Source organism: Pseudomonas brassicacearum (assembly GCF_003732175.1).
Classification (GTDB): Bacteria; Pseudomonadota; Gammaproteobacteria; order Pseudomonadales; family Pseudomonadaceae; genus Aquipseudomonas; species Aquipseudomonas brassicacearum_G.
Genome location: NZ_MOBI01000028.1, coordinates 144,999 through 165,429 on the forward strand (window position 1 = coordinate 144,999; position 20,431 = coordinate 165,429).

Here is a 20,431-nt window from a genome sequence, read left to right on the forward strand (position 1 = left end):
ACAGGGAACTTATTCCTGCTCACATCACACTGAATCTAAATAAACCGTGCTGGCTTTGTTGCTGTCCGGGGAGTTGATGATCCGCTTTCGTTGATCCTGCTTAATGTGTTTCGCGGTTGCGTTCTAATCGGGCATGACGGCTGCGCAGTGCTGACATATAGCCGTGTGTATTCATGGCTTATTGAGAGAATTAAACATGGCAGAAGAACGCTCAAGGTTTTTTTCATGGTCCCTGTTGCCGCGTCTGGTGGGCTTGGGTGTCCTGGTATTTATCATCTGGCTGTTGCTCTCGACGTTGCTGATGCCGCTGGTGTCGACATCGGCGACACGGGCAATTCTGAATGCGCCGGTCATTCTGCTGACGACACCCATCGAGGGGGTGGTGAATTCGCTTGAGGTCAAACCCGGCTCGACCTTTACCCAGGGTCAGAAGATTGCGGTGGTTGAAAACCCGCGGGCTAACCAGGAGACGTTGTTGACCCTGCAAACCCGGCGTTTGACCCTGGAGCAGGAGCTATCATCATCGGCCAGCCAGGCCGAGCACGACCAGCAGTATTACGACGAGTTGGAGAAAACCAGTCAGCGCTATCAATCGGCGTTTCATACTCGTCAGCTCTATGCACAACGCGCGCTGAAGGCCGAGAGCAGTGCCGCCGGCGCTCGCTTGACGGACGCACAGGAAACCCTCGATCGCAACCTCGAGTTGTTCACTCAAGGGGCGGTCAGTGGCGCGGTCGTCGCCTCCTCGAAAGCCAAGCTGGCCTCGTTACAAGGCGCGGCAGAGTCTGTCCGTTCACAGCTGCGAATCAATGACAGTGATGTCAGTGCGGCCAATAAGCAGGTCTACCTTGACCCTGATCAGTTGCGCATGTTCGACCTCGATGCGCAGATGACCACCCTGAAACTGAGCCTGGAAAATCAAGCCCGCAACCGCGAGACCTATCAACGCGAACTCGACAATCTCAACCACCTGATCGAAACCGAACAGAATCGGGTCAAGTTGACGGCTGGCTATGAGGTCACGGCGTATTCGTCCGGCACGGTTCAAGAGCTGCTGGCGCCCCAAGGGACGGTGGTGCAAGCCGGGTCGACCTTGCTGCGTGCCACCAACTGCAAAGAAAGCTATGTCGTCGCAGTGTTTCCCGAACGCATGGCCAGCAAGATTGATCACGACAGTGTCCTGACGGTGAGAATCCATGGCCTGGACGAACCGCTCAAGGCCAATGTCGTGCAGTTGTTATCCAGCACTAAGGATATTCGCCCTAACAGCTACAGCGTTCCTTTCCCGTATGCCGAGCAGAACTCGGTGTACGTCGTCGGTACTTTTGCCGATGACCTCACCGACAGCCAGCGCGCCATGACCTGCAATCCAGGGCTGTGGGCCAGCGCCGAGGTATCTCACTGATGAGTCCGCGCAACGTTGTGCAATGGCCGTGGCTGCCGGGCCTGATCGGGGTGATGCTGATGAGCAGCGGCGGATCTGCGCTGGCAACGCAAGCCAGGCCGCAACTGGCGGCGATGACGTGTGCAGCGCTGGATCACGCGGTGCAATCGCAAGCGGCGGGGCCGGTGTTGCTGGCCAGTTACCCGCCGCTGGACGGTCAGCCGGCTCCAATCCAGGCGTTGCGTGGGGTTGCGTTCACCTACGACAACGCCTTGGCCAGCATTGCCTTGTTTGCCTGTGGTAAAGCCGAGTCGGCGCGACGGATTGCCGATGCGCTGGCCTTCGCCACGACCCATGACCCGGAATATCAGGATGGACGCTTGCGCAACGCCTACGCTGCAGGCCCGGTGGGTTCGTCGTCGATGCACCTGCCGGGTTATTGGAGCGTAGAGCGCAATGCCTGGAATCAGGACGCCTATCAGGTCAGCAGTGCCACCGGCAATCAGGCCTGGGCCGCGTTGGCGTTGTTGGAGGCGTTGCGCCAGAGCGGTGATTCCTCCTACCTGGAGGCCGCTCGCAGGGTGTTGCAGTGGTCCGGGAAAAACACTTATGACGGACAGGTCCCCGCGGGTTTCAGCGGCGGTTACTACGGGTATTTCCCCAAGCAGATCCAGCAGACCTGGAAGTCCACCGAGCACAACGTCGACCTTGCGGCAGCCTGGTCGGCACTCAACACGGCTGCGCCCGACTCGGGCTCGGCGCACCAGGCGCAGATTGCCCGGCAATTCGTGTCGAATCAGTGGGACGCCGGGGAAGGGCGCTTTCTGATTGGCACCGGGAAGGATGGTCGAACCTCGGACCGCCAGCGTTCAGGACTGGACGCACAGATCTGGCCCTTGATCGCCTTGAGTGATCCTCCTGCGGACTGGCGGCGCGTCTTCACGTTTATCGATCAGGCGCACCGCTCGGGTGCCGGGTATGGCTTCAACCGCGACCCGGACGGTTTATGGACCGAGGGCACCGCGCAAGCCGCCGCCGTGGCGGGCTTGAGCGGTATGAAGGAAAAGGCGCAGCCGCTGTGGAATGTGTTGCTGGCCCAACAGGCCGGCAATGGCTGGCTGTTTGCAACACCCGCACCGCGTATCAGTACCGGGTTGGCGATCGGCCCGGACTCAACAACCAACGACTTTTTCTATTACCACCTGCCTCACTTGGGCGCTACAGCATGGGCCGCGATCGCTGCTACCGGCATCAACCCCTTTACCGGTTTTCAAGAGGCTGACTGACATGCAGGCACTGGACACGCTGCAACTTGTGCAAATCAATTTCTGGACCGTGGTCGCGGTGATTCTGTTCACCTGCCTGACTCACCGTGATCAATGGGCGGCACGTGCCGGTTTCGGAGCCTTGACCGCGCTGTTGTTGATCAATTACGTGGCCTGGCGGATTCGCGACACCTTGCCCGATGGACACGCAGGATTTGCCTCGATCTGGGCTTACGCGTTCCTGTTTTTCGAAATGTTGGCGATCGGCTACACGCTATTTTCGATCATCGTCCTGCTCTGTCGCTCGGATCACCACGCCAGTGCCGATGCCGGGGAGCAACGTTTGCGTGCCCAGGGCCCCTCGGTGCCGGCGGTGGATGTGTTCATCGCCACCTACAACGAAGGCCTCGAGATCCTGGAGAAAACCATCATCGCCGCCCAGGCGATCGACTACCCCAACGTGACCATCTGGGTGCTCGACGATACCCGCCGCGACTGGTTGCGCGACTATTGCGCCGAAGTCGGTGTGCAATACGCCCGACGTCCCGACAATTCCCACGCCAAGGCCGGTAATCTGAACAACGGCCTGCGTCTGTCGGCGGCCAGCAGCAATGCGCCATACATACTGGTGCTCGACGCCGACTTCGCCCCGCAGCAGCCGATCCTGATGCGCACCCTGGGATTGTTCGAAGATCCCAAGGTCGGCCTGGTGCAGACGCCGCAGTTCTATTACAACCCCGATCCGATTCAGCACAACCTCGGTTCATCCAACTGCTGGGTCGATGAGCAGCGAGTGTTCTTCGACGTCTACCAGCCGGCCAAGGATGGTTGGGATACCGCGTTTTGCGTGGGCACTTCGTTTGTTGTGCGGCGTGATCTGATCACTGAAATGGGTGGCTTTCCGACGGGTTCGGTCTGTGAAGACATCTACACCAGCTGCCGTCTGCAGCAAAAAGGCTACGTCACCCGCTGGTTGAATGAGCGACTGTCGATCGGTTTGTCCGCCGAGGGGTTGACCGAGTACATCAATCAGCGTGGGCGCTGGTGCCTGGGGACGATCCAGGTCGCGCTGCTCAAAGAGGGCCCCTTGCGCGGTCGTGGCTACTCACTCAATGAACGGTTGCACTTCGTGCATGGCTTGATGCACTGGTTCTCCAAGCCATTCATCCTGATGATGCTGGTGTCGCCGGTGTTGTATTGGTATTTCGGTATTGCCGGGTTCTACGCCCATCCGGCGGATTTCATGGCCTTCGGCATGCCGGCGTTGATTGCATTCTGGGGCTACGGGACGTGGGTCACTGACCGGCGTACCTTGCCGATTTTTACCGAGGTCACCCAAATCGTCGCCTCACTGGCGGTGACGGCGACGATCATCAGCGCCATGGTCCGGCCGTTCGGGCGACCCTTCAAGGTCACGGCAAAGGGCCTGGATCGTTCACGCACAACGGTCCACTGGAAGTTGTTCGGGTTCTTTTTTGCGCTGACGCTGTTCTCGCAAATAGGCGCTTACATCACCATCAGCAACGCGGCTGCGTTCGACGGCAATATGCTGTTCAACCTGTGCTGGACGGTGGTCGCGCTGATCTACAACCTGGCCACCCTGGTGGCGTGTGTTGACCGGCCGCGCTTGCACGGCGAAGAGCGCTTTCCTTTCGATAAGCCGAGTGGGTTGCGCTTCGCCGGCAAAACCCTGGCGGGCCAGCTGGTGGATATTTCGCTGAGTGGCGCCTCCATTTCCTGTGCCGTTGCGTCATTGATCAAGCCCGGGCTGCGGGGGCAGGTGTGGATCAATAAGCTCGGCTGGCTGGATATCGAGGTCATGCGTCATCACGGCGAGGACCGTTTGGGCTTGAAGTTCATCGACCTTGACGAAACGCTTCGGCGCCGGCTGATCGCGCGGCTGTTCAGTGAGGCGCCGGTCAACGTGGTCGGCAAGGCTGAGCCAGGCTTGGCTTTCGGCACCTTGTTGCGGCGTTCGTTGCTCGGCGAAAAGCGCACGGCACCGCGTTCGCGGCGGCCGGTCAAGGCGCCGTCCTACAGCTCACTGCCTGGATTACGCCCGATCAGCCTCCGTTCGCGTCAGCAACCACTGCCGCAAATCAGCGCCACCCGCTCAGGTCTTTGGGCTTTCCTTCTCACTCCGTTACGAGCCTTGCTCGGCCAACGCTTGTAGGTGCGCCTCATGAACAGACGCTTATCCACCTCATGTTTCATGTCGCTGTTATTGCTCGGCGGTTGTTCTCTGGAACCCAAATACGAGAAACCGGAGGCGCCGATCGATCAGCAATGGCCAGCCAGTTCGGCCAGTGACTGTTGCAGCGCCAAGCAGGCGTTCGACAAGGATTGGCACGGCTTCGTGCTCGATGACCGACTGCGCCAGTTGATCGACCTGTCCTTGAAGAACAATCGCAGCCTGCGTCAGTTCGAGGCGGGCGTCGAGGAGGCGAGGGCAGGGTACGCCGGTGCCGAATCCGGGCTGTTTCCCTCCATCGGACTCAACACCTACGCCGGCCGCAGCAAGTTTCCGTCACAGGTCAGGACGCAGGGAGGCGGCGTCAGTTCAGGCAGCACGGCCAACACCTTTCAGGCCGGCGGTGGCTTCACGTCTTACGAGTTGGACCTGTTCGGGCGCATCCGCAGTCAGCGAAACGCCGCAGGCGCACGCTTCGAGGCGACCGAGGCGGACTATCAAACGGCTCGCCTGGCGTTGATCGGTGAAGTGGCCAGCACCTGGCTTAGCCTCAAGGCCAATCAGAGTCTGCTCGACCTCGCACAGAACACCTACCAATCCCAGGACCACTACGGTCAGTTGTTGCACAAGAGTTACAACCTGGGCTCCAGTGCTCAAATCGATGTCCATCAGGCGGATGCGCAAACCAACACGGCGGCGGTTCAGATCAACACGTACCGCATGCAGGTGGCGCAGGACATGAATGCGCTGCGCGTGTTGGTCGGGCAGCCGGTGCCTGTTGGGTTGCTGCCCACTGGCGTGCTGGGGGAGCAGTTGGCAACCGCCGATGTGCCCGCCGGGTTACCGTCGTCACTGATTGCGCGGCGGCCCGACATCATGGCGGCCGAAGCCTTGTTGCGAGCTACCAATGCGGACATCGGCGCAGCCCGCAGCGCGTACTTCCCGACTTTTTCGCTGACGTCGGCGGTGGGTGGCCTGACCGGTGACTTTTCGCGATTGTTGAGTGCGCCGGCCGAGTTCTGGTCGGTGGCGCTGGCGGGGTCGTTGACCCTGATCGACGGCGGTGCGCGAAAGGCGCAGGTGGACGCCAGCCATGCGCGGTTCAACGGGCAGACGGCAGCGTATGAAGCCACGGTGCAGAATGCTTTCCGCGAAGCCGCCAATGCCCTCAACGCCCGCCAGGAGATGCTCACCCAGGTCGACTATCAGAAGCGTCTGGTGGCGGATTATCAAGCAGCCTACCGGCAATCCCGATTGCGCTTCGAGGCGGGGATGGACAGCTACTTTTCGACGATGGACGCGCAGCGTTCGTTATTCGACGCCCAGCAGAAGCTGACGCAAATGGAGCTGGCGCGGGAGATCAATCAGGTGGACTTGTACAAGGCGTTGGGCGGGGGGTGGAGTCAGTCGGTGAAAATGGCGAATCGATGATGTGGGGTGTTTTCGCCGGCCTCTTCGCGAGCAGGCTCGCTCCCACATTCGGTTTGCGGTGTGATCACGATTGTGTGAACACCGCTGAACCTATGGGAGCGGGCTTGCTCGCGAAGGCGATTTAGCGGGCGCCGCCGACTACAGCAGCCTGCGCGGTGCGCAACTCATGCCGGTTGCCACGGAACAACACCAGCGTTGCGATCAGGCCAAGCACTGCCGCGCCGCTGAGCCAGATGCCCGGAGCAGCCTTGTTGTCCAGTACGTGGATCAGGTAAGTACAGGCGGCCGGAGTGAAGCCGCCAAAGGTCGCGGTCGCCAGGCTGTAAGCCAGGGAGAAACCGGTGGTGCGGACTTCAATCGGCATGATTTCGGTCAGGGCCACCACCATGGCGCCGTTGTACGAGCCATAGAGGAACGACAACCACAACTCGACGATCAGCAGATGGCTGAAGCTCGGGTTGGCGACCAACCAGGACAGTGCCGGGTAAGCCGTCAGGATCGCCAGAGTGGTCGCCGCCAGCAGCAGCGGTTTACGCCCGATCTTGTCGGACAGCGCACCCATTACCGGCAGCCAGAAGAAGTTCGACAGGCCGATGCACACGGTGACCAGCAACGCGTCGAAGTCCGACAGGTGCAGTTCGGCTTTACCGAACGTCGGGGTGTAGGCGGTAATCAAGTAGAACGACACGGTGGTCATGACCACCAGCGCCATGCCGGCCAGTACGATGCCGAAGTTCTGACTGATCGAACGGACGATGTCTCTCAGACTTGGGCGATGTTTACGCGCCTGGAATTCCGGGGTTTCTTCCAGCGAGCGGCGAATCATGAAAATCGCCGGCACGATCATGCAGCCGATCAGGAACGGCACGCGCCAGCCCCAATCACCCATTTGTTCCGGGCTCAGCCAGTGGTTGAGGCCCACACCCAGCAAACCGGCAAATACTACGGCTGCTTGTTGGCTCGCGGACTGCCAGCTGACAAAAAAGCCCTTGCGGCCAGGGGTAGCGATCTCGGCCAGGTAAACCGACACACCGCCCAGTTCCACGCCTGCGGAAAAACCTTGCAGCAAGCGGCCAAACAGTACGATCAGCGGCGCAGCGACGCCAAGGGTCGCATAACCCGGCACGCAGGCAATCAACACGGTCCCGGCCGCCATCAGCGCGAGGGTAATGATCAGGCCTTGGCGACGGCCGTGACGGTCGATGTAGGCGCCGAGAAAGATTGCACCGAGTGGGCGCATGAGGAAGCCGGCACCGAAGGTGGCCAGTGACAACATCAGGGAAGCGAAAGCGCTGTCGGCAGGGAAGAAGGTTTTGGCGATGGCCGTGGCATAGAAGCCGTAGACCATGAAGTCGAACATCTCTAGGAAGTTGCCGCTGACAACGCGAAATATCGCTTTGCCCTTGCCCGTAGTCGAGGCCATTTGATCTTACTCACTTTGGCTGTCTTATTAGAAATCCCTGGTCTTGAAACATCCTTACTGACGGGTCTGGTCTGTGCCGGTGCCTCGAGCAGTTTTGTAACGATATGTGTAACAAGAACGGTAGGCAACCAATAGTTAGCGTGCTGCTTAAACGTTATAGCCATTAGCCGGTTCGGGCATATGTCGCATAATGGCTGGCCTTGGCGTTCTGCCAGGGAATTCTTTGGGGGATGTGCGCGTTGTTGAACCGGCGATTGGGCGTTTTCGTGGTGCTTGTCGGCGCCTTGTCAGGCTGTGGTAATGGCGACAACCTGGAAAGCTTTGGTGGCCCGACCATGGGCAGCACGTATTCAGTCAAATACATCCGCCATCCGGGTACTCCTGGGCCAGTCGAGGTGCAGAAGCAGGTCGAGTCGATTCTGGCCGAGGTGGATCGGCAGCTGTCGACCTACCGCAGTGACTCCGACATCGAGCGATTCAATGGTTTGCCGGCCAATAGCTGTCAGCCAATGCCGGCGCCGGTCTTGCAGTTGGTCAAGGTTGGCGAACAACTGTCAGATACGAGCGACGGTTCCTACGACTTGACGGTGGAGCCACTGCTGAACCTTTGGGGGTTTGGTCCACAATCGCGCGATGAAAAAGTCCCCAGCGCCGAGGCCTTGGCTCAGGCCCGACAACGCGTTGGTTATGCGCATCTGCGGATTGAAGGCGATCAGTTATGCAAGGACGCGCCGGTCGAGGTTGACTTCGGCAGCATTGGTGCCGGGTACGCCGTCGACAGGATCGCTGCGAAGTTGCAGGAAATGGGTATCGACAGCTTCATCGCCGATGCCACGGGCGAACTCAAGGCCATCGGCAAGAAACTCGACGGGTCGCCCTGGAAGATTGCGCTGGAGGAACCGCGCGATGACCAGCAAGTTGTCGAGCGGGTGATCACGCTGGACGGCAACGGTGTTTCGACCTCAGGCGACTATCGCAATTATTTCATGCAGGATGGCCGGCGCTATTCCCACACGTTCGATGCCCGAACCGGCGCACCGATCACCCATACCCTGGCATCCGTCACGGTGATTCATCCTTCGACGCTGATGGCCGATGGCTTATCGACGCTGTTGCTGATTCTCGGCCCCGAGCGTGGTTGGGACTACGCCGAAAAGCATGACATCGGTGCATTTTTTGTAATTCGAACCGATACAGGCTTTGTCACGCGAACCAGTCAGGCTTTTGATCGCCTGAGCGCCGAAAAAGCCAAGTAAATAGGGTGTCATGGGCACTCATTGTTGGTGTTGTAGTGCAGGCAAAACTAGCCTACGACGCGACCAAGGGTTAATGTGCGCGGCGTTGACGCTTCTATAGACTGTGTCCGGGTTCTCGACTGACCCCAAATTGTTCCTTCATGCCGCAAGGCCGGCATGATTTAGCCGCAGGTACCAATGGGGTGCCGCGGCCTGTTCTGAGGAGTACGCATGGCTGTCTACAACTACGACGTGGTGGTGTTGGGTTCCGGCCCGGCGGGAGAAGGCGCGGCAATGAACGCCGCCAAAGCAGGGCGCAAAGTGGCGATGGTCGATAGTCGTCGCCAGGTCGGCGGCAACTGCACCCACCTTGGCACTATCCCGTCCAAGGCCTTGCGTCACTCGGTCCGGCAGATCATGCAGTTCAACACCAACCCGATGTTCCGGGCCATTGGTGAGCCGCGCTGGTTCTCGTTTCCGGACGTACTGAAAAGCGCAGAAAAAGTCATTGCCAAACAAGTTGCCTCGCGCACCGGTTACTACGCGCGCAATCGGGTCGACTTGTTCTTTGGCACCGGCAGCTTCGCTGACGAGCAAACCATCGAAGTGGTCTGCGCCAACGGCGTGGTCGAAACACTGGTGGCCAAGCACATCATCATCGCCACCGGTTCGCGTCCGTATCGCCCGGCCGACATCGATTTCCACCACCCGCGTATCTACGATAGCGACACCATCCTCAGCCTCGGCCACACCCCGCGCAAGCTCATTGTTTACGGCGCCGGCGTGATTGGTTGCGAATACGCGTCGATCTTCAGTGGTCTGGGTGTGCTGGTCGAGCTGGTGGACAACCGCGGTCAGTTGCTGAGTTTCCTCGACTCGGAAATCTCCCAGGCACTGAGCTACCACTTCAGTAACAACAACATCACCGTGCGCCACAACGAAGATTACGATCGCGTTGAAGGCGTGGACAACGGGGTGATCCTGCACCTCAAGTCCGGCAAGAAGATCAAGGCCGACGCCTTGCTCTGGTGCAACGGCCGTACCGGTAATACCGACGCGCTGGGCCTGGAAAACATCGGCGTGAAGGTCAACAGCCGTGGCCAGATCGAAGTTGACCAGAACTATCGCACCTGCATCCAGAACATCTACGGTGCAGGCGACGTGATTGGTTGGCCGAGCCTGGCCAGTGCCGCCCACGACCAGGGGCGTTCGGCCGCTGGCAGCATTGTCGATAACAACAGCTGGCGCTTCGTCAATGACGTACCGACCGGGATCTACACCATTCCGGAGATCAGCTCGATCGGCAAGAACGAGCAAGAGCTGACCCAGGCCAAAGTGCCGTACGAAGTCGGCAAGGCGTTCTTCAAGGGCATGGCGCGTGCGCAGATCGCCGGCGAGCCGCAAGGCATGCTGAAGATCCTGTTCCACCGCGAGACGCTGGAAGTGCTCGGCGTGCACTGCTTCGGTTATCAGGCATCGGAGATCGTCCACATCGGTCAGGCGATCATGAACCAGCCGGGCGAACAGAACACGTTGAAGTACTTCGTCAATACCACGTTCAACTACCCGACCATGGCCGAAGCCTATCGGGTAGCGGCCTACGATGGCCTCAACCGGCTTTTTTGAGCGGCTCCGGCCGGTGGCCTGAGCCGGCCGGGGAGACCGATTTCAGCAATTCTCGAGCGTGGCGCTGGCCAAACCGGGAAAGTCTGTAATCAGGCTGTCAACGCCGAAATCAGCGAGCCTGCGCATCAGCGCAGGTTCGTTGACTGTCCATACCGACACATGCAGACCTTGTCGCTGCGCCTTCTGCAGGCGTTCCGGCGTACACAGGGTCCAGTTCAGCGCAAGAATCTCACAGCCATAACTTTGCGCGACCTTCAGCGGGTCGAGCCAGGCATATTCGGCGACCAGTCCACGCGACACATCCGGAACCAGATCGACTGCGGCCTTCAGCACTTCGCGTGAGCTCGAGGTGATGGTGACCTTGTCCAGCACGCCAAACCGTTGCGCCATTTCGCGGATCGCCAACACCGTCGTCGCTGCGCGCATACGCGACGCGCTCTTGACCTCCAATTGCCAGTGCTCGAAATCGCACTTTTCGAACAGCTCTTCCAGCCGTGGAATCGGGCAGGGCTTGATCCAGCCCGGACCACCCTTGCGCGCATCGTAGGTCACCAGTTCTGTCGCCGTATGCTCGACCACCTTGCCGCGACGCTCGGTGGTGCGCTTGAGCGTCGGGTCGTGAATGACCATCAACTCGCCGTCCATGGACAGGTGCAGGTCCAGTTCACAGCGGCGTACGCCGTGCTTGAGGCATTCCTGGAAACTGCTCAGGGTGTTTTCCGGTGCTTCGCCTTTGGCGCCGCGGTGGCCGTAGATTAGGGTCACGGGTCTTCCTTAATTAATTGCCTGATTCGTTTTGCTCGCGTGCCAGGCGTCGCTCATGCGCCTGTCTCTGCAAGATATAGCGGGCCAGCAGCTGTCGTTGCGCATCGGTCAGGGCTTCGAACTCGGTGCCAATCTCGAAGGTACCGAAACTTTCCGGTTCACAGTGAGTGACCTTGGCCCGTAACAGCAGGCCCAGCGCTTGCGGCATCAACAACAGCTTGATCGCCAGATGGCTGCCGGTCGGGTAGGCGAGGTGGTGCTCGAACTCGATGCCGCCTTCCGACAGCACCACGGGCTGCGGCTCACCGAACTTGCCGAGCACGGTTTGTGCCACGACCTGGCTCAGCAGGTCGATGCGCTTGTTCATGACCTTCAGATAGTTGGCGGTGTTTCGATCCCGCTCACTGATCTGGCGCAGCAAGTGCTGCGACTCGAATTCGCTCAGGTGCAGTTCGCTGAGCAGGTTGAATAGCGGGGAAGCATCCTGCAACACTTCCTGACCTGCCGCTTCGGGGGCAGACAGGGGCCGAATTTCCAGTGCGATCGTGTCCTCGATACGGTAGTATTCGCGGCGATCTTCTTCATCTAATGTCGACATGGCGAACCCATGGTAGCGGCGGTGGTCTGAGTGTAAAGCTGGTTATCGACCCCCGCCACAAGGACGTTCCTTTTCCCTCCGAACAAGCCCCGACATGTTCAGACCTCTCTTCGTATTTATCGGCACGCGTTATACCCGTGCAAAGCGTCGCAATCATTTTGTGTCGTTTATTTCCCTGACTTCGATGATCGGACTCGCCCTCGGCGTGGTCGTGATGATTGTGGTGCTGTCGGTCATGAACGGCTTCGATCATGAGATGCGCACCCGCGTGCTGGGCATGGTGCCCCACGCGACCATCGAGTCCGGTGAGCCCATCAGCGACTGGCAAAGCCTGGCCGCCAAGGTCCAGCAGAACCCGCAGGTGGTGGCGGTTGCGCCGTTCACCCAGATGCAGGGTTTGCTGACCAACAACGGCCAGGTGCAGAAAGTCCTGCTCAATGCCGTCGACCCGGATCAGGAGCGCAAAGTCTCGATCATCGACAACTTCATGACGCAGGGCAAACTCGACGACTTGTCGCCGGGCAGCTTCGGCATCGTGATCGGCGACAAGGCCGCGACCAAACTCGGCGTGGGTCTCGGCGACAAGCTGACCTTCGTCGCCCCGGAGGTCACCGTGACCCCGGCCGGGATGTTCCCGCGGATGAAGCGCTTTACCGTGGTCGGCATTTTCCATGTCGGCGCCGGTGAGCTGGACGGCTACCTGGGGCTGACCAATCTGGATGACCTGGCGCGCCTGCATCGCTGGAAGCCGGATCAGGTCCAGGGCTTGCGGCTGAAGTTCGATGACTTGTTCCAGGCGCCTCGCACCGCATGGAACATCGCCCAGAACCTGGACGGAGACCATTACTACGCCCGTGACTGGACCCGCACCCACGGCAACCTGTATCAGGCGATCCGCATGGAAAAAGCCATGATCGGCCTGCTGTTGCTGCTGATCGTTGCGGTGGCCGCGTTCAACATCATTTCGACGCTGGTGATGGTGGTGAACGACAAGAAGGGCGACATCGCGATCCTGCGGACCCTCGGTTCCACGCCGGGCCAGATCATGGCGATCTTCATGGTCCAGGGCACGGTGATCGGTGTGGTCGGCACGGCAATCGGTGCCGTGGTCGGGATGTTTGCCGCACTGAATGTCAGCGCCGCGATTTCCGTCCTCGAAGGCCTGATCGGGCACAAATTCCTTAACGCCGACGTGTACTTCATCGACTACCTGCCGTCGCAACTGATGGCTGAAGACGTGTTGATGGTCTGCGGCGCGGCGTTGGTCCTGAGTTTCCTCGCCACCCTGTATCCAGCCTGGCGTGCTGCGCGCACCCAGCCTGCGGAGGCGCTACGTTATGAGTGATTTGGGTATGAGTACGAAAGCAGTCTTGAGTTGCCGCGATCTGGGTAAATCCTACGAGGAAGGCCCGGAGTCGGTGGTGGTGTTGTCCGGTTTGCAACTGGAGTTGCACCCGGGTGAGCGCGTGGCAATTGTCGGCACCTCCGGTTCCGGTAAAAGTACCTTGCTCAACCTGCTCGGCGGCCTTGATACGCCGACCAAAGGCAGTGTCTGGCTGGCCGGTGAAGAGCTGTCGGCGCTCAACGAAAAGGCCCGTGGCCTGCTGCGTAACCGCTCGCTGGGCTTTGTTTACCAGTTCCACCACCTGCTGCCCGAGTTCACCGCGCTGGAAAACGTCTGCATGCCGCTGTTGATTGGCCGCACCGCGATCCCGGAGGCCCGTCAGCGCGCCACGGCCTTGCTGGAGCGGGTAGGGCTGGGCCATCGTCTGGAGCACAAACCGGCCGAACTGTCCGGTGGTGAACGTCAGCGCGTGGCCATCGCCCGTGCGCTGGTGAACAAGCCAGGGCTGGTGATGCTCGATGAGCCGACCGGTAACCTCGACTCCCATACCGCCCAGGGCATTCAGGACTTGATGCTGGAACTCAGCACCTCGATGCGCACCGCGTTCCTGGTGGTGACCCACGACATGAACCTGGCTCGCCAGATGGATCGCGTCCTGCACCTGCAGGAAGGTCGCCTGACGCCCATCTGATTGGCCGAAACCCGGCACGACTGAAAAGCGTGTCGGGTCTTTTATTTTTATACGGTGCCCCAGCGAATGTTCAGACCGTTATCGATCTTTATCGGCACGCGCTATACCCGCGCCAAGCGCCGCAATCGCTTTGTTTCGTTTATCTCGATGACCTCGATGATCGGCCTCGCCCTGGGCGTTCTGGCGATGATCGTGGTGTTGTCGGTGATGAACGGCTTCCAGCGCGAAATGAGCTCGCGCATCCTCGGCATGGTGCCCCACGCGACCATCGTTGGCGTCAAGCCGATCGATGATTGGCAGCCTGTCGCGGCCGCCGCGATGAAGAACCCTGAAGTGACCGCCGCCGTGCCGTTCACCGAGATGGAAGGCATGCTGTCCTACAAGGGCTCGATGCAGCCGATCCAGATCAGCGGCGTTGATCCGGCACAGGAAGGCAAAGTCTCCATCGTTGCCCAGCACATCGTGCAGGGTCGTCTGGAAGACCTGAAGCCGGGCGAGTTCGGGGTGGTGGTCGGTGAAATCACCGCACGTCGCTTCCGCTTGAACGTCGGCGACAAAATCACCCTGATCGTGCCGGAAGTCAGCACCGCACCGGGTGGCATCACGCCGCGCATGCAGCGGCTGAACGTGGTTGGCGTGTTCAAGGTCGGTGCGGAACTCGACGGCTCGATGGCGCTGATCCACGTTGCCGATGCGGCGCAAATGCAGCATTGGGAACCGAATCAGGTGCAAAGCGTGCGCCTGGCGGTGAAAGACCTGTACGCCGCACCCAAGGTCTCGTCAGACATTGCAGGCGGGCTGGGCGTCGACTTCAAGGCCGATGACTGGACTCACACCCAAGGCAGTCTGTTCAGCGCCATGAAAATGGAAAAAACCATGATCGGCCTGTTGCTGCTGATGATCGTGGCGGTCGCTGCGTTCAACATTATCGCCACCTTGATCATGGTGGTGAACGACAAGGGCGCGGACATCGCGATCCTGCGGACCATCGGCGCCACGCCTCGGCAGATCATGGCAATCTTCATGGTTCAGGGTACGGTGATCGGTGTCGTCGGCACGCTGATTGGCGGCGTCCTCGGGGTGATCGCAGCGTTGAACGTGAGTGAGATGGTGGGTTGGCTGGAGCGCGTGACTGGCCAGCATATCTTCAGTTCCGACGTGTACTTCGTCAGCAACTTGCCGTCGGAATTGCAGGGCGGTGACGTGCTGCTGATCTGCTCGGCGGGCTTCATCATGAGCTTCCTGGCCACGGTATACCCGGCCTGGCGCGCCGCGAAGATCGAACCGGCAACCGCGTTGCGCTATTCGTAAGTCCAGACACCGCATCTGATCGTTCCCACGCTCCGCGTGGGAACGCCTCTAGGGACGCTCTGCGTTCGGCTCTGGATGTGACGCGGAGCGTCACGGGCTGCATTCCCACGCAGAGCGTGGGAACGATCAGGTTCCGGCTGGCCTCAGACTCCCTTCGGCAACTCCATCAAAAACCGCGTCCACCCCTGGCCTGATTCGCAATGAATCGTCCCGCCATGGGCGCGGATGATCGACTGAGTAATCGCCAACCCCAACCCTGCATGCTCGCTACTGCCTTCATGGCGCGCCGGGTCTGCGCGGTAGAACCGGTCAAACAATCGCGGCAACACCTCTTCAGAAATCCCCTCGCCGCTGTTTTCAACACTCAGGCTCAAGCCCTTTGGCTCATCGACAATCCGCACCTGAACCTCACCGTTTGGCGGGGTGAAGCGCAGCGCGTTGTCCAGCAGATTGGAGAGGGCGCGGCGCAACATGCTGCGATCGCCATTGAGGCTGGCGTCGCCGAGACGGGTCAGCTTGACCCGTGCGTCCTCGGCCAGCGGTGCGAAAAACTCCAGCAACAGATCCACTTCCTCGGCCAGTTGCAGCGGTTCGCGTTTTGGCGTCAGCAAGCCGTGATCGGCCTTGGCCAGATACAGCATGTCGTTGACCAGTTGCGCCATCCATTGCAGCTCTTCGAGGTTGCTGTGCAGCGCCTCGCGGTAATCTTCCAGGTCGCGCGGGCGGGTGAGGGTGACCTGAGTGTGGGTCAGCAGGTTCGACAAAGGCGTGCGCAGCTCGTGGGCAATGTCGGCAGAGAAGGCTGAAAGCCGCTGGAACGAGTCGTCGAGACGGCCAAGCATGGCATTAAAAGTGTGGGCCAGCTCGGCAAGCTCGGTGGGCATTTGATCTTCGGGCAGGCGCTGGGTCAGCGAGCTGGCGGACACCCCGGCGGCCACTTCACTCATGCGCCGCAACGGCCGCAAACCACTGCGCGCCGCCCACGCACCGAGCAGCGCGGTGGCCAGCGCCGACAGGCCGACGGTCAGCCAGATCAAATGCTGCATGCGCTGTAAAAAGTGCTGATGGTGAGTGATGTCGAGCATCAGAATCAGCTGCGCGGAATCGGCCTTGCCCGGCTCCAGTGCGGCGCTGTAGACCCGATACGCCGTGCCGGCATTTTGCAGGCGGTGAATGCCGGACTGGCTTGGCAAGTCGTCGGGGAGGTTCGCTGCACTGTCAAACCATACGCGACCATTGGCGCCACGCACCCGCAATGCCAGGTCCGGCTGATGGCTCATTTCATCCTGCAATCGGGCTTTTCGTTCGCCGAACAACCGCGGGTCGTCGGCGCCGGCCAAGACACTGCGTAGGGCGATCAGCTTGCCGTCGAGCAATTGCTGGTCGAGTTCAATGAAGTGCGTCTCGCTGGCGCGGCTGAATAGTACGCCGGCAAACAACGAAACCACCGCCGTGCAGGCGGCAAACAGCAAGGCCAGACGACCGCTCAGGGATAGACGGCGCATCAGGCGGGACGCTCTTCAAGCACATAACCCATGCCGCGTACGGTATGAATCAACTTGTTCGGGAAGTCGTCGTCGATTTTCAGGCGTAGCCGGCGGATCGCTACTTCAATGACATTGGTGTCACTGTCGAAATTCATGTCCCAGACCTGAGAAGCGATCAGCGATTTGGGCAGCACTTCGCCCTGGCGGCGCAAGAGCAGTTCCAGCAGGGCGAATTCCTTCGCGGTCAGGTCGATGCGCTGGCCGCTGCGCTCGACCCGGCGGCGAATCAGGTCCAGCCGCAAGTCGGCCAGTTGCAGACTGGTTTCCTGCGGCGTCGCGCTGCCGCGACGTAACAGGCTGCGCACGCGGGCCAGCAATTCGGAAAAGGCGAAAGGCTTGACCAGGTAATCGTCGGCGCCCAGTTCCAGGCCATGAACCCGATCTTCCACGGCATCGCGGGCGGTGAGAAACAGCACCGGGATGTCCAGGCCGGCGTTACGTACCGCTTGCAGAATCTGCCAGCCGTCACGGCCGGGGAGCATCACGTCGAGAATCAGCAAGGCGTAATCGCCGGTCAGCGCCAGATGTTGGCCGGTGTTGCCGTCGGCCACCAGTTCGACGTTGAAACCGGCCTCGGTCAGGCCTTGGCGCAAGTAATGGCCGGTTTTCGGTTGGTCTTCGACGATCAGCAATTTCATGGGCAGCTCGAGGTCAATGGAACAGGTGCGTTATACCGTGGCAGGCGCTCATGCAGCGCAACCTTACAAAGTTGTAATCTGGCCGTCAGCTGGCTGGCAGCGGCACAACGGTAGAGTTTCCCACAGGCTGAACCTTATCTTGTTGGAGTGTGATCATGTTTTTGCGTCATCGATTGGTATTGGCAGGCTGTTTGTTGGCGTTGAGCTTTCCTGTGTGGGCGTCGCCGGCACAGACCTACGACTTCGGCACACCGGCCCCGGCGGCGAAGGCTACGCGCAGCGTCGAAATCGTGATGAGCGATATGTCGTTCACGCCTAAGACGCTGGACATCAAAGCCGGTGAGACGGTGCGTTTTGTGCTGATCAATAAAGGTCAGTTACTGCACGAGTTCAACCTGGGCGATGCGGCGATGCATGCTGCGCATCAACAGGAAATGCTGAAAATGCAGCAGAGCGGCATGCTCACCCCGACCACGATGAAAAGCGCTTCCATGGATCACGGCTCGATGGCGGGCATGGATCACAACTCGATGCCAGGTATGGATCACGGCGCAAGCATGAAGCACGATGATCCGAACAGCGTGCTGATTGAACCGGGCAAAACCGCCGAGTTGACCTGGACCTTCAAGAAGGCCGGCAACCTGGAATTCGCCTGCAACATCCCCGGCCACTATCAGGCGGGCATGGTCGGCAAATTGACTGTCAGTCAGTAAGCACTCAAAGGCGGGAGCAAAGGCTGATAGAATCCGCTGATTATTCAGTCAGGTTTCCGCCATGCATCCCGCAGCCGAACATTCGCCGCTGGGCAAATCCAGCGAATACATCGCCACGTACACGCCGTCCTTGCTGTTCCCGATCCCGCGCACCGCGAAATGGGCCGAGCTGGGCCTGACGGCGGAAACCCTGCCGTACAAGGGCGTGGATTTCTGGAACTGCTTCGAACTGTCCTGGCTGTTGCCATCGGGTAAGCCGGTGGTGGCCATCGGTGAATTCAGCATCCCGGCGGACTCGCCGAACATCATCGAGTCCAAATCGTTCAAGTTGTACCTGAACTCGCTGAACCAGACGCCGTTCGCCGATACCCAAAGCCTTGAAGCCACGCTGGTGAGCGATTTGTCGGCTGCTGCGGGCAAGCCGGTGGGCGTGCGTATTCGCAGTTTGAGCGAGGTCGAGGCTGAAGGCGTTGTAGCGCTGCCGGGCGTGTGCATCGATGATCTGGATATCAGCGTCAGCAACTATGAGCATCCGCGCCCGGAACTGCTGCGTTGTGACGATTCGCGCATCCTTGAAGAGAGCGTGCACAGCCATCTGCTCAAATCCAATTGCCCGGTCACCAGCCAGCCGGACTGGGGCAGTGTCGCGGTCGAGTACCGTGGCGCTGCGCTGGATCACGCGAGTCTGCTGGCCTATCTGGTGAGCTTCCGCCAGCATTCGGACTTCCACGAGCAGTGCGTAGAACGGATCTTCCTCGACCTGCAACGCTTGCTGAAACCGGAAAAACTGACCGTGTATGCGCGTTATGTGCGTCGCGGCGGGCTGGACATCAACCCGTATCGCAGCACTGAAGAAGTGCAATTGCCGAACCACCGTTTGGTCCGTCAGTAAGAAGAAGATCAAAAGATCGCAGCCTTCGGCAGCTCCTACGGGAAAATGCGTCTTGCGTAGGAGCTGCCGAAGGCTGCGATCTTGGCAATCTACCCGCCAGCCAATCACTCAACTGCCAAAAACTAAAAAGCCCCGCTATCGCTAGCGGGGCTTTTTTGCATTCGAGGGGGTCAGATCCCGATGTTGCCCAGGGTCTGCACGATGTTGCGCAAGGTCGCGGCCAACGCTGGGTGTTCCACTTCAAAGCGCTCTACGGCCAGGTTCACACCGTCGGCCAGGCTCGTGTCCTGAGTCGCAGTTTCCAGTTTTATCTCAGCCTCAATCTGCTCCATCAACTTATGCAGATCATCGCGCTCGGCTTCGGAGAGCGGCGGGTTCTGCTCCAGTTGCTCGCGCAGGGCGTTGAGCTGTTCTTGCAGTTCGCGGGCAGGCATGGCGTTCTTCCTTTTATCGATAGGCACTGGCATAGACCGCAGCGATGGGCCAAAGGTCTGCATCTGGCCTTTAGATTAATCCACTGGCGAGCGAAGTGCATGATCTTGATCAAGAACGGCCGATCAAGGCTTTTCACCCTTGCGTCGGCGTAGGCCGATGTCTGATAGGCAGGTGTCGAGTTCACCCAGATGATCGATCACCGAGTGCACGCCAAGGCCGAACAATTGCACGGTCGCCTTACCGCGTTTGAGTTCGCGTTCCTGCTGACTCAAGGCTTGCCACTCAATGGGCGTCATCCCGCAGAGCGAGCCGCAGGACGCCAGGCCGATGGTCCAGAGCCCGGCGTTGAGACCTGATTGCAGCAAGCGCGGTTCGCCGCTGACCAGCACGCAACCGTCCAGGCGATCAATGTTCAGCGCCATCAATGCTTGCCAGCACGCATCGGGGGACGGCCATTGCCCCATGTTCAGCGTGTGCGGGCTGGCGGTGATCCAGTCTGGCAGAGAAGTGGCCAGCGCGAGACTTTGCGCGTGCGGTAACTCGTCGAGCCAGGCACACGGAATACCTTGAAGTTGCAGACGGTTCAGCGCTTCCAGGGCGCCCGGTGTCAGGTGCGCTCGTTCAGCGATGTCGTTATTGTTCTGGCGGCTGCGGGCGCCGAAATCCACCAGGCAGCCGCTGAGGCCGAAGAGCACGGCGGTCGGGTTGGGAATGCTGTGGGGAAGGGCTTGAGCATGGGGCATTTCAACGTCCCTGAAATAATCTCAGAGATTAGGGAGGCCCCATGACAGTTGAGTGACATCAGGATGAATCGGCCGCACCAAGGCCGGTTCGCCGTAGGGTGTTTCCTGGGTGGCTGCCTAAAAATACTTATCCGTCTTATACTAGCGCGCTTATCGCCCGGGTATTGAGGCCCGCGCCAGTACGGTCCAAGGAGTTTT

Annotated in this window: 18 protein-coding genes; 11 read left to right on the top strand and 7 right to left on the bottom strand. The window is 60.0% G+C overall.

Features of this window, described 5'->3' with window-relative positions; all coding sequences use genetic code 11:
* Positions 1-196: 196 nt before the first annotated feature.
* Genes BK658_RS25120 through BK658_RS25135 form a run of 4 tightly spaced genes read left to right on the top strand, consistent with a single transcriptional unit; the run spans position 197 to position 6,271 of the window.
* Positions 197-1,405: an HlyD family secretion protein gene (locus tag BK658_RS25120; protein ID WP_123584645.1), complete on the top strand. Its 1,209-nt coding sequence runs from the start codon at positions 197-199 to the stop codon at positions 1,403-1,405.
* Positions 1,405-2,670, top strand: coding sequence for a hypothetical protein (locus tag BK658_RS25125; RefSeq protein ID WP_123584646.1), 1,266 nt, complete (start codon positions 1,405-1,407; stop codon positions 2,668-2,670). The genes BK658_RS25120 and BK658_RS25125 overlap by 1 nt, the downstream gene beginning before the upstream one ends.
* Position 2,671: 1 nt before the next feature.
* A complete protein-coding gene (locus BK658_RS25130) occupies positions 2,672-4,822 on the top strand; it encodes a glycosyltransferase family 2 protein (RefSeq protein ID WP_123584647.1) in 2,151 nt (716 codons plus the stop codon).
* 9 nt (positions 4,823-4,831) lie between these two features.
* Positions 4,832-6,271: an efflux transporter outer membrane subunit gene (locus tag BK658_RS25135; RefSeq protein WP_123584648.1), complete on the top strand. Its 1,440-nt coding sequence runs from the start codon at positions 4,832-4,834 to the stop codon at positions 6,269-6,271.
* Positions 6,272-6,392: 121 nt separating this feature from the next.
* Here BK658_RS25135 and tcuC read toward each other — a convergent pair whose 3' ends face one another.
* On the bottom strand, positions 6,393-7,694 hold the full coding sequence (gene tcuC / locus BK658_RS25140; RefSeq protein ID WP_123584649.1) for an MFS transporter: 1,302 nt from the start codon (positions 7,692-7,694) through the stop codon (positions 6,393-6,395).
* Between the two features lie 230 nt (positions 7,695-7,924).
* Between tcuC and BK658_RS25145 the strand changes: the two genes are divergently transcribed.
* Together BK658_RS25145 and sthA are read left to right on the top strand one after the other, a co-directional pair.
* Positions 7,925-8,950: an FAD:protein FMN transferase gene (locus BK658_RS25145; RefSeq protein ID WP_123584650.1), complete on the top strand. Its 1,026-nt coding sequence runs from the start codon at positions 7,925-7,927 to the stop codon at positions 8,948-8,950.
* Between the two features lie 210 nt (positions 8,951-9,160).
* Positions 9,161-10,555, top strand: coding sequence for a Si-specific NAD(P)(+) transhydrogenase (gene sthA / locus BK658_RS25150; RefSeq protein ID WP_123584651.1), 1,395 nt, complete (start codon positions 9,161-9,163; stop codon positions 10,553-10,555).
* Between the two features lie 42 nt (positions 10,556-10,597).
* Here sthA and BK658_RS25155 read toward each other — a convergent pair whose 3' ends face one another.
* Complete coding sequence (locus BK658_RS25155) at positions 10,598-11,320, bottom strand: glycerophosphodiester phosphodiesterase (RefSeq protein ID WP_123584652.1); 723 nt, start codon at positions 11,318-11,320, stop codon at positions 10,598-10,600.
* 13 nt (positions 11,321-11,333) lie between these two features.
* On the bottom strand, positions 11,334-11,918 hold the full coding sequence (locus BK658_RS25160; RefSeq protein ID WP_123584653.1) for a PilZ domain-containing protein: 585 nt from the start codon (positions 11,916-11,918) through the stop codon (positions 11,334-11,336).
* Between the two features lie 94 nt (positions 11,919-12,012).
* Here BK658_RS25160 and BK658_RS25165 point away from each other — a divergent pair, with 94 nt between their 5' ends.
* From BK658_RS25165 to BK658_RS25175, 3 genes are all read left to right on the top strand, one after another.
* Positions 12,013-13,263 carry a lipoprotein-releasing ABC transporter permease subunit gene (locus BK658_RS25165; protein ID WP_123584654.1) on the top strand — a complete coding sequence of 417 codons (1,251 nt, stop codon included), beginning with the start codon at positions 12,013-12,015 and terminating at the stop codon, positions 13,261-13,263.
* A 7-nt stretch (positions 13,264-13,270) separates the two neighbouring features.
* Positions 13,271-13,954 carry a lipoprotein-releasing ABC transporter ATP-binding protein LolD gene (gene lolD, locus BK658_RS25170; RefSeq protein WP_167368529.1) on the top strand — a complete coding sequence of 228 codons (684 nt, stop codon included), beginning with the start codon at positions 13,271-13,273 and terminating at the stop codon, positions 13,952-13,954.
* A 66-nt stretch (positions 13,955-14,020) separates the two neighbouring features.
* Positions 14,021-15,265, top strand: a complete 1,245-nt coding sequence (locus BK658_RS25175) for a lipoprotein-releasing ABC transporter permease subunit (RefSeq protein WP_123584655.1) — start codon at positions 14,021-14,023, stop codon at positions 15,263-15,265.
* A 143-nt stretch (positions 15,266-15,408) separates the two neighbouring features.
* Here BK658_RS25175 and BK658_RS25180 read toward each other — a convergent pair whose 3' ends face one another.
* Both BK658_RS25180 and BK658_RS25185 read right to left on the bottom strand, forming a co-directional pair.
* The gene (locus BK658_RS25180) at positions 15,409-16,770 is read right to left on the bottom strand and encodes a heavy metal sensor histidine kinase (RefSeq protein WP_123584656.1); all 1,362 of its coding nucleotides are present in this window, start codon (positions 16,768-16,770) and stop codon (positions 15,409-15,411) included.
* On the bottom strand, positions 16,770-17,450 hold the full coding sequence (locus tag BK658_RS25185; protein ID WP_123584657.1) for a heavy metal response regulator transcription factor: 681 nt from the start codon (positions 17,448-17,450) through the stop codon (positions 16,770-16,772). Before BK658_RS25185 ends, BK658_RS25180 begins: the two co-directional genes overlap by 1 nt.
* Positions 17,451-17,605: 155 nt before the next feature.
* On the opposite strand from BK658_RS25185, the gene copI reads away from it, so the two are divergent.
* Positions 17,606-18,163, top strand: a complete 558-nt coding sequence (gene copI / locus BK658_RS25190) for a copper-resistant cuproprotein CopI (RefSeq protein WP_123584658.1) — start codon at positions 17,606-17,608, stop codon at positions 18,161-18,163.
* Positions 18,164-18,224: 61 nt separating this feature from the next.
* Entirely contained in the window at positions 18,225-19,055 is an 831-nt protein-coding gene (gene queF / locus BK658_RS25195) for an NADPH-dependent 7-cyano-7-deazaguanine reductase QueF (RefSeq protein ID WP_123584659.1), read from the top strand.
* A gap of 170 nt (positions 19,056-19,225) precedes the next feature.
* On the opposite strand, the gene BK658_RS25200 is transcribed toward queF, so the two are convergent.
* Together BK658_RS25200 and BK658_RS25205 are read right to left on the bottom strand one after the other, a co-directional pair.
* Complete coding sequence (locus BK658_RS25200) at positions 19,226-19,489, bottom strand: DUF4404 family protein (RefSeq protein ID WP_123584660.1); 264 nt, start codon at positions 19,487-19,489, stop codon at positions 19,226-19,228.
* A gap of 123 nt (positions 19,490-19,612) precedes the next feature.
* Positions 19,613-20,233 (bottom strand): HAD superfamily inactivated hydrolase PcrP, encoded by a 621-nt coding sequence (locus BK658_RS25205; RefSeq protein ID WP_123584661.1) that lies wholly within the window; start codon positions 20,231-20,233, stop codon positions 19,613-19,615.
* Positions 20,234-20,431: the final 198 nt, after the last annotated feature.